The organism is Pseudomonas juntendi (assembly GCF_009932375.1).
Taxonomy (GTDB): Bacteria; Pseudomonadota; Gammaproteobacteria; order Pseudomonadales; family Pseudomonadaceae; genus Aquipseudomonas; species Aquipseudomonas juntendi.
This window is the reverse complement of sequence record NZ_BLJG01000540.1, coordinates 1-1758: the sequence shown is the minus strand read 5'-3', so window position 1 is coordinate 1758 and position 1758 is coordinate 1. Positions and strand designations below refer to the sequence as shown.

The window sequence follows — 1758 nt, the reverse complement described above, 5'->3', positions numbered from 1 at the left end:
AGGGTGCCTGGTTCTCTGGGCGGCTCCTGCCTCACCACCTGGGTTATCTCCTGCCCCAGGTGGGTTATGTCCGGCCCCACCCCCGAGGGCAGGAGATAACCCACCTGGGGCAGGAGATAACCCAGGGGGTGGGGCAGGAGCTGCCCCCAGAACCAGTCACTCTTTTGAACCAGTCACTGAACCAGTAGAGCAGACGGTCGCTGCCGCTCCCTCGGCGAAGAAAAAGGCTCTGAAATTCGACCCGATGACCGCCAAGCCATCCAACGTCAGTGACCAGGCCTGGGCCGACTGGTGCCAGCACCGCCGCGAGATCCGCAAGCCGCTGACCAAGACCTCATGCGAGCGGCAGGCCGCCCAGCTGGCCAAGCACCACGCGCCCGACGCTGTGATCAACCAGTCGATCAGCAACGGCTGGACCGGCCTGTTCCCGGAGAAGGTGTTGCCAGGTACTCAGGCGAACGGCAGTAGCCGCCACCACGGCTTCAACGACAAGGACTACACCAGCGGCCTCAAGCGCCGGGAGGATGGCAGCTATGCGCTCTGAGAAAGTCACCCCGATCAACCAGTCATCCCTTGTTGATCGCATCCAGCCAGCCGACTGTGAGAAGCACGGCCCCTTCGAGCAGAAGGTCACCATGCTGCTCGGCAAGGCACTGCGTAGCCACTGTCCTGAATGCGCTCGCCTAGCCAAGGAGGAGCGCGAGGCCCGCGCAGAGGCAGAGCAGGCCCTGAACCTGCGCCTGGCGATCTCTCGAAAGCTGGGCGACTCGTTGATCCCCAAGCGCTTCGCTGATCGCTCGCTGGCGAACTACAAGGCGGAGCACAAGGGCCAGGCCGAGGCGCTGCGCTTCTGCCGCCACTACGTAAAGACCTTCGACCAGATCGCGGAGAACGGCCGCTGCATGGTTCTGCTTGGCAAGCCTGGCACTGGCAAGACCCACCTGGGCGCCGGCATGGCCAACGACCTGATGCGCACCACCTCGCATTCGGCCGTGTACCGCACTGTGGGCTCGATCCTGCAGGCCATCCGCGCCACTTACGACCGCTCCAAGGATGCGACCGAGGCCAGCATCCTGGCCAGCCTGATTGAGCCATCACTGCTGGTGCTGGACGAAGTGGGCGTGAGCAAGGAGCAGCCGAGCGACTTCGAGCTGACGACCCTGTTCGCGATCATCAACGGCCGGTACGAGCAAATGCGCCCCACGGTGGTGATCTCCAACCTGGACGGAGAGCAGCTGCCGATGGCCATGGGCGAACGCTGCGTCGACCGCCTCCGCGAGGGCGGGATGATCGTCGTGCCCTTCAACTGGGAATCGCATCGCGGCAAGGAGGGCGTCTGAATGTGCATCTGGTTTGAAGTGACACCGCTCCATGGGAATCCCGAGGAGGTCGACAACGCCACGCAGATGGCGGCTATCGCTGGATGCGAGGTATCTGACCTGCCGACGACCAGCGGCTCACCCATGCAAGACAACGACTGCCTGTGCGATTTCGATGCCGAGGCCTTCGGGAAGAAGTTCGGTTTCAGACTTGAGGAGGGTGAAACCACCTTCGATCACTACCTGGTTCAGGAGGCCCGCCCATGACTCCGGCACAAGAAATCACAGTCGCCCAGCTCAAGAGCCAGGGCTTCGAGCAGGTCGTGGAAGGCCGTGAAATCGTCCGCATGACCAAGGGCGCAGACCGCCGTGTCGTCATGGCCGATGGCAGCCAGAAGCGCGGGTATCACGTTGAGTTTGAGCGCGCCGGGCAGCCGGC

The 1758-nt window shown here is 63.5% G+C and carries 3 protein-coding genes; all 3 read left to right on the top strand.

Features of this window, described 5'->3' with window-relative positions; genetic code table 11:
- Nucleotides 1-244: 244 nt before the first annotated feature.
- The 3 genes from GYA94_RS27155 to GYA94_RS27145 are packed head-to-tail and all read left to right on the top strand — an operon-like array spanning nucleotide 245 to nucleotide 1586.
- A complete protein-coding gene (locus GYA94_RS27155) occupies nucleotides 245-544 on the top strand; it encodes a phage replication initiator YdaU family protein (protein WP_438826254.1) in 300 nt (99 codons plus the stop codon).
- Nucleotides 534-1340 (top strand): ATP-binding protein, encoded by an 807-nt coding sequence (locus tag GYA94_RS27150; RefSeq protein ID WP_161893500.1) that lies wholly within the window; start codon nucleotides 534-536, stop codon nucleotides 1338-1340. Before GYA94_RS27155 ends, GYA94_RS27150 begins: the two co-directional genes overlap by 11 nt.
- Complete coding sequence (locus tag GYA94_RS27145; protein WP_070095216.1) at nucleotides 1341-1586, top strand: hypothetical protein; 246 nt, start codon at nucleotides 1341-1343, stop codon at nucleotides 1584-1586. It abuts the gene before it with no gap.
- Nucleotides 1587-1758 lie beyond the last annotated feature (172 nt).